The following is a 6,857-nucleotide window of genomic DNA, read 5'->3' as shown; positions in this document are numbered from 1 at the left end:
GGGCGGGTGGGCGGGGGAAAACCCCGGCGCGGAGCGCCGAAAGGCGCGCGCAGCGGGAAGGCGGGTGGGTGGGAAAACCCACACCACCCGCCCAGGCCGGAGCGGCCAGCGTTACGCGTCGCCCCCGGCCGAGCCGGGGTCCGCCGCCGAGACGTCGAGCAGCTGGTAGCGGTCGATCGCCTGCTTCAGGCTGCCGCGGTCGACCTTGCCCTCCTTGGCCAGCTCGGTCAGCACCGCCAGCACGATCGACTGCGCGTCGACGTGGAAGAAGCGCCGCGCCGCGCCACGCGTGTCGGCGAAGCCGAAGCCGTCGCCGCCGAGGGACTGGTACGTGCCGGGTACCCAGCGCGCGATCTGGTCGGGAACCGACCGCATCCAGTCGGAGACGGCCACGAACGGACCCTCCGCGCCCGAGAGCTTGCGCGTCACATACGGCACGCGCTGCTCCTCCTCCGGGTGCAGCAGGTTGTGCTCCTCGGCCTCCACCGCGTCGCGCCGCAGCTCGTTCCACGAGGTGGCCGACCACACGTCCGCCTTGACGCCCCACTCGTCGGCGAGGATCCGCTGGGCCTCCAGGGCCCATGGGACGGCCACGCCGGACGCCATGATCTGCGCCGGGACGGTGCCCGCCTCGCCGCGCCTGAGCAGGTGGATGCCGCGGAGGATGCCCTCCACGTCCACGTCCTCCGGCTCGGCCGGCTGCTGGATCGGCTCGTTGTAGACGGTGAGGTAGTAGAAGACGTCCTCCGCGCCCTCGCCGTACATCCGGCGCAGGCCGTCCTTGACGATGTGCGCGATCTCATAGCCGTAGGCCGGGTCGTAGGCGACGCAGCCCGGGTTGGTGGAGGCCAGCAGCTGGCTGTGGCCGTCCGCGTGCTGGGTGCCCTCGCCGGTGAGCGTGGTGCGCCCGGCGGTCGCGCCCAGCACGAAACCGCGCGACATCTGGTCGGCCATCTGCCAGAACTGGTCGCCGGTGCGCTGGAAGCCGAACATCGAGTAGAAGACGTAGACCGGGATCAGCGGCTCGCCGTGCGTGGCGTACGCCGAGCCCGCGGCGATCAGCGAGGCCGTACAGCCCGCCTCGGTGATGCCGTCGTGCAGCATCTGACCGGTCGGTGACTCCTTGTAGGACAGGAGCAGGTCGCGGTCGACGGACTCGTAGGTCTGGCCGAGCGGGTTGTAGATCTTGGCGGACGGGAACATCGCGTCCATGCCGAACGTGCGGTACTCGTCCGGCGCGATCAGCACGAACCGCTTGCCGATCTCCTTGTCCCGCATCAGGTCCTTCAGCAGCCGCACGAACGCCATGGTGGTGGCGACCTGCTGCTGCCCGGAGCCCTTCCTGACCGCCGCGTACGTCTTGTCGTCCGGCTGCGCCAGCGGCTTGGCCCGCACGACGCGGGTCGGCACGTAGCCGCCGAGCTCGCGCCGGCGGTCGTGCATGTACTGGATCTCCTCGGAGTCCCGGCCCGGGTGGTAGTACGGCGGGAGGCCGGACTCCAGCTCGCTGTCCGGGATGGGCAGGTGCAGCCGGTCCCGGAAGTGCTTCAGGTCGCTGACCGTGAGCTTCTTCATCTGGTGCGTGGCGTTGCGGCCCTCGAAGCTCGGGCCGAGCATCCAGCCCTTGATCGTCTGGGCCAGGATCACCGTGGGCTGGCCCTGGTGCTCCTTGGCCGCCTTGAACGCCGCGTAGACCTTGCGGTGGTCGTGGCCGCCGCGACCCAGGTGCAGGAGCTGGTCGTCGGTCATGTTCTCGACCATGGCGCGCAGCCGGTGGTCGCTGCCGAAGAAGTTCTCCCGGATGTAGCCGCCGGTCTCGGTGGCGTACGTCTGGAACTGGCCGTCCGGGGTGGTGTTGAGCTTGTTGACCAGGACGCCGTCCCGGTCCTGCGCGAGCAGCGGGTCCCAGGAGCGGTCCCAGACCAGCTTGATCACGTTCCACCCGGCGCCGCGGAAGACGGACTCCAGCTCCTGGATGATCTTGCCGTTGCCGCGGACCGGGCCGTCGAGGCGCTGGAGGTTGCAGTTGACCACGAAGGTCAGGTTGTCCAAGCCCTCGCGCGCCGCGATGGACAGCTGGCCGAGCGACTCGGGCTCGTCCATCTCGCCGTCGCCGAGGAAGGCCCACACGTGCGATTTCGATGTGTCGGCGATCCCGCGCGCGTGCATGTAGCGGTTCATCCGCGCCTGGTAGATCGCGGAGATCGGGCCCAGGCCCATGGAGACCGTGGGGAACTCCCAGAAGTCCGGCATCATCCGCGGGTGCGGGTAGCTGGACAGGCCGTAGGGCGCCTTGGACTTCTCCTGGCGGAACGCGTCCAGGTGGCGCTCGGTGAGCCGGTCGAGCAGGAAGGCGCGGGCGTAGATGCCGGGCGAGGCGTGACCCTGGAAGTACACCTGGTCACCACCGTCGCCGCCGTCCTTGCCGCGGAAGAAGTGGTTGAAGCCCACGTCGTACAGGGAGGCCGAGGAGCCGAAGGTGGCGATGTGGCCGCCCACCCCGATGCCCGGCCGCTGAGCGCGGGAGACCATCACGGCCGCGTTCCAGCGGGTCGCGTTCAGGATCTTGCGCTCGATCTCCTCGTTGCCGGGGAAGAACGGCTCGTCCTTGGTCGCGATGGTGTTGACATAGTCCGTGCTGCGCATCTCGGGCACGGCCACCCGCTTCTCACGGGCGCGCTCGATCAGGCGGAGCATGAGATAGCGGGCCCGTTCCCGGCCTCGCTCGTCGACGGCGGCGTCGAGCGAGTCGAGCCACTCCTGAGTCTCCTCAGGATCGAAATCCGGGACCTGGCTGGGAAGGCCGCCAATGATGATCGGGTTGCGATCTGATCCGGAAGCCACGCTGTTCCTTCACTGTGAGTTGTCTGCTCTGCTGTGTCGCGCCGCCTCCATCGTGTACCGCTGACGGCGAAACGTCATCTCTACTAGGCGGTAATCATCGTCGGCGATCTTCTTCCGATCCCTACAAAAGCGGCTCGACGACTGTGGTCGCCGACCCGCCACCCTACGCCCCCGCCCGAACTGGGCCGCGAACACCCGTTCGCGGAGCTATGGCGCAGATCACGCCACGTTCCGTGGTGGGTGACCGGCCGGGCCGCCCCGCGCGCCCCCGGGGCCGGCCCGGGCGAAGCGCCCAAGTCGTCAACGTTTGGACAGGCGCGGACGCCGGGTACTTGCGCGATCCGCCCCGCACGTGTGGACTACGGCCCAAGCCGCGCACACGCGCGCGCCTACCCGTACTTTTCCGACACAGGACAGGAGCAATCCGTGAGCGCGACCGCGGACCACGCGGAGGAGCGGACCAACCCCGCCGCGAGGCTGGGTTTCCAGGCCGGACAGGTGGTCCAGGAGCTCGGCTATGACGACGACACCGATCAGGAGCTCCGCGAGGGAATCGAGGCCATCACGGGCGAGGAACTCGTCGACGAGGACTTCGACGACGTGGCCGACGCGGTGGTGCTGTGGTTCCGGGACGAGGACGGCGATCTCACCGACGCGCTGGTGGACGCCACCACGATGATCGACCCGGGGGCGCCGGTCTGGCTGCTGACGCCCAAGACCGGCCGGCCCGGCTACGTCGAGCCGAGCGACATCGGCGACGCGTCCCAGACCGCGGGGCTCGCCCAGACGAGCACCTTCAGCGCCGGCCGCGACTGGACGGCCAGCCGGCTCGTGACCCCCAAGGCGGCCGGCAAGAAGTAGCTCAGGACCGGCGCGGGCGCGTCCGCTCCCCGGGGGTCGGAATGCCCGCGGGGGGCCTCGTCGTAGGCTGGGCGGCGTCACTTTACCCTCGCCAGAGGAACGGATTACGCGCCCATGGCCATCGAGCCCGCCCAGCCAGCTCCCGACTTCCGGTTGAAGAACCAGCACGGCCAGACGATCTCGCTCTCCGATTTCCGGGGCGAGAAGAACGTCGTGCTGCTCTTCTACCCGTTCGCGTTCACCGGCGTCTGCACCGGCGAGCTGTGCGCCCTGCGCGACGAGCTGCCCACCTTCGTCAACGACGACGTGCAGCTGCTCGCCGTCTCCAACGACTCCCCCTTCTCGCTGCGGGTCTTCGCCGAGCAGGAGGGCCTCGAGTACCCGCTGCTGTCGGACTTCTGGCCGCACGGGGAGGTTTCCCGGGCCTACGGCGTTTTCGATGAGGAGAAGGGCTGCGCGGTGCGCGGCACCTTCGTCATCGACAAGGAGGGCGTCGTCCGCTGGACCGTGGTGAACGGTCTGCCGGACGCCCGCGATCTGAACGATTACGTCACGGCCCTCAAGGGGCTGTGAGCCCACCGCCGGTCCTGGGTAGCGACCGGCTGGAACGCGTGTGCGGCGTGGGGCCCCGGGGTCTCACGTGGAAGGAGTGAAGAACGAGTGGCCAACGGGGGAGTCGACTCGGTCAGCGCGTTTCCCGTGCCCATCCATCACCAGGAGGCCGGTCGGCGTCGCGCCGCGCCGGTTTCCGACGTCTGTGTTCGCACCACCAAACAGGCCGACGGAGGGGCACAGAACCGCCACGACCCGACGGGTCGGCGCGGGATCGCCCTGGACTACGGGGTCAATGTCTGACATGTTCGCCTGCATATCCGCGGCCCCGCGCGGGAGACTGGACTTCTTGTGCTACTGAAAACCTTTGGCTGGTCGTTCGGCGTCACCATCGCCGGTCTGCTCTTGGCCCTCTACTTCTGGGGCTGGGAGGGCTTCGCCGTCGTGGCGATCCTCTCCATCCTCGAGATCTCGCTCTCCTTCGACAACGCCGTCGTCAACGCCGGCGTGCTGAAGCGGATGAACGCCTTCTGGCAGAAGATCTTCCTGACCATCGGCATCCTCATCGCCGTCTTCGGCATGCGGCTCCTCTTCCCGGTCGTCATCGTCTCGATCACCGCCGGGGTCGGTCCGATAGAGGCCGTCGAGCTCGCCCTCGACGACCCCGACCGCTACTCCGAGATGGTCACCGACGCCCATCCGTCGATCGCGGCCTTCGGCGGCATGTTCCTGCTGATGATCTTCCTCAACTTCATCTTCGAGGAGCGCGAGCAGGTCTGGATCAAGTGGCTGGAGCGCCCGCTCGCCAAGCTGGGCAGGATCGACGCCTTCTCCGTCGGCGTCGCCATCGCCGCGCTGCTGCTCACCGCCACCACCGTCGCCCACCAGGCGTACCAGCACGGCGGCGCGCACGTCGACAAGACCGAGACGGTGCTGCTCTCCGGCCTCGCCGGCCTGCTGACCTACCTGATCGTCGGCGGCCTCTCCGGCTACTTCGAGAACCGCCTGGAGGAGGACGAGGAGAAGGCCGACGAGGCCTTGGAGAAGGCCGAGGCGGAGGCCAAGCGCGCCGGCAAGGACCCGTCGGCCGTCGGCCTCGCCGGCCGGGCCGCGTTCTTCCTCTTCCTCTACCTTGAGGTGCTCGACGCGTCCTTCTCCTTCGACGGCGTCATCGGCGCCTTCGCCATCACCAACCACATCTTCTGGATGGCGCTCGGCCTCGGCATCGGCGCGATGTACGTCCGGTCGCTCACCATCTACCTGGTCCGCCAGGGCACCCTGGACGACTACCGCTACCTGGAGCACGGCGCGCACTACGCCATCGGCGCGCTGGCCGTCATGCTGCTGATCAGCATCCGCTGGCACCTGCCGGAGGTCGTCACCGGCCTGGTCGGCGTCGGCCTGATCGCGGCGGCCTTCTGGTCCTCGGTCCGCGCCAACCGGCTGGACGCGGCGAGCGGCGACTCCGGCAACGGCTCCGAACAGAAACCGGTCAGCACCGGGGTGTGAGCCGCCGGCTGACGCGGAAACCATAAAGCGGGGCGGGATGGTCACGGCCCGGCGAACGCCGGCCCGACCGCCCGCCCCGTGGCGTACGGACATCTTCCCGAGGGGGCAGCCATGGCGTCGCTGTGGTCGTATCTGCGTCTGGGCGGCGCGGCCGAGCAGAAGTTCGACACGGTGGGCGGCATGTCGAGCTACGCCACCGAGCTGACCAGACGCCGGCCCACGGCCCCGCTGACCGCGCCCGGCGCGGACACCGGCACCCTGCGGATCGACCTCTCCTGGCGCATGCGCAGCAGCACCGACCTGGGTGGCGGCGGCCGGCGCTTCGAGTGGCGGCACCCGCTGGAGATCTTCAAGCCGGCCGAGATACTCGGCCACTCGCAGGGCGTGGCCACCATCGACTTCGACCTGGCCGTCATGTACGAGCTCAAGGACGGCAGCAAGGGCGTCGTCCAGTCGGTGGGCGGCCTGCTCGGCGACTTCAACGACCCGCCGTACGTCAAGCTCAGCGGCGACGACCGCTTCGGCACGGCCTCCGGCGAGCAGATCTACGTCAACCTCGACCACAAGGACGAGTTCAAGCGGCTGCTGGTCTTCGTCTACATCTACGACGGCTCGGAGGCGTTCGCCCGCGCCGACGTGGTGGTGACGCTGGTCGCGGCCGACGGCAAGAACATCGAGGTCGGCCTGACGGACGCGGTCCCGCAGGCGAAGGCGTGCGCGGTGGCGCTGATCGAACACCACAAGGGCCAGCTGGTGGCGCGGCGGGAGGTCAAGTACGTGCTCGGCTTCCAGTCGGAGATCGACCGGCTGTACGGCTGGGGCATGTCCTGGGGGCGCGGCACGAAGCCGTCCCGTACGTAACCGCTGGCGCTCGGCCTTGGCCACCGGCCGGCCGGCCCGGCTCGGCGGCTCCGCCGCCACGGCCGGCCTGGCGGCCGCGCGGTGCCGCGCCCACCCACCCGCCCTTGGCGGGTGGCCTCGCGCGGCAGGGGCCGGGTGGCCCGGCGGCGGAGCCGCCGCGGGCCCTCGGCCCTGGCGGGCCGCCCACCCCGCGCGGAGCGCGGGAAAGGGCGGGTGGGTGGGGGAAACCC

General features: G+C 69.7%; 5 protein-coding genes. 4 read left to right on the top strand and 1 reads right to left on the bottom strand.

Annotated elements, in window-relative coordinates; genetic code table 11:
* Nucleotides 1–111: 111 nt before the first annotated feature.
* Nucleotides 112–2,844 carry a pyruvate dehydrogenase (acetyl-transferring), homodimeric type gene (gene aceE / locus RNC47_RS35510; RefSeq protein WP_311604943.1) on the bottom strand — a complete coding sequence of 911 codons (2,733 nt, stop codon included), beginning with the start codon at nucleotides 2,842–2,844 and terminating at the stop codon, nucleotides 112–114.
* A 426-nt stretch (nucleotides 2,845–3,270) separates the two neighbouring features.
* On the opposite strand from aceE, the gene RNC47_RS35505 reads away from it, so the two are divergent.
* The 4 genes from RNC47_RS35505 to RNC47_RS35490 all read left to right on the top strand — a co-directional run bounded on the left by RNC47_RS35505 (nucleotide 3,271) and on the right by RNC47_RS35490 (nucleotide 6,627).
* Nucleotides 3,271–3,705, top strand: coding sequence for a DUF3052 domain-containing protein (locus RNC47_RS35505; protein WP_132934373.1), 435 nt, complete (start codon nucleotides 3,271–3,273; stop codon nucleotides 3,703–3,705).
* A 114-nt stretch (nucleotides 3,706–3,819) separates the two neighbouring features.
* Nucleotides 3,820–4,278, top strand: coding sequence for a peroxiredoxin (locus RNC47_RS35500; protein ID WP_311604942.1), 459 nt, complete (start codon nucleotides 3,820–3,822; stop codon nucleotides 4,276–4,278).
* 330 nt (nucleotides 4,279–4,608) lie between these two features.
* Entirely contained in the window at nucleotides 4,609–5,766 is a 1,158-nt protein-coding gene (locus RNC47_RS35495) for a DUF475 domain-containing protein (protein ID WP_311604941.1), read from the top strand.
* A 111-nt stretch (nucleotides 5,767–5,877) separates the two neighbouring features.
* Nucleotides 5,878–6,627, top strand: a complete 750-nt coding sequence (locus RNC47_RS35490) for a Tellurium resistance (protein ID WP_311604940.1) — start codon at nucleotides 5,878–5,880, stop codon at nucleotides 6,625–6,627.
* Nucleotides 6,628–6,857: the final 230 nt, after the last annotated feature.

This window comes from Streptomyces millisiae, from assembly GCF_031845425.1.
Lineage (GTDB): Bacteria > Actinomycetota > Actinomycetes > Streptomycetales > Streptomycetaceae > Streptomyces > Streptomyces millisiae.
Note: the sequence above shows the minus strand (reverse complement) of the source record. Positions and strands in the feature narration are given on the sequence as shown.

What these genes read in the sequence shown, in the direction of transcription:
- RNC47_RS35490 (WP_311604940.1), top strand. Translation starts at nt 5,878, where the DNA reads ATGGCGTCGCTGTGGTCGTATCTGCGTCTGGGCGGCGCGGCCGAGCAG.
- RNC47_RS35500 (WP_311604942.1), top strand. Translation starts at nt 3,820, where the DNA reads ATGGCCATCGAGCCCGCCCAGCCAGCTCCCGACTTCCGGTTGAAGAAC.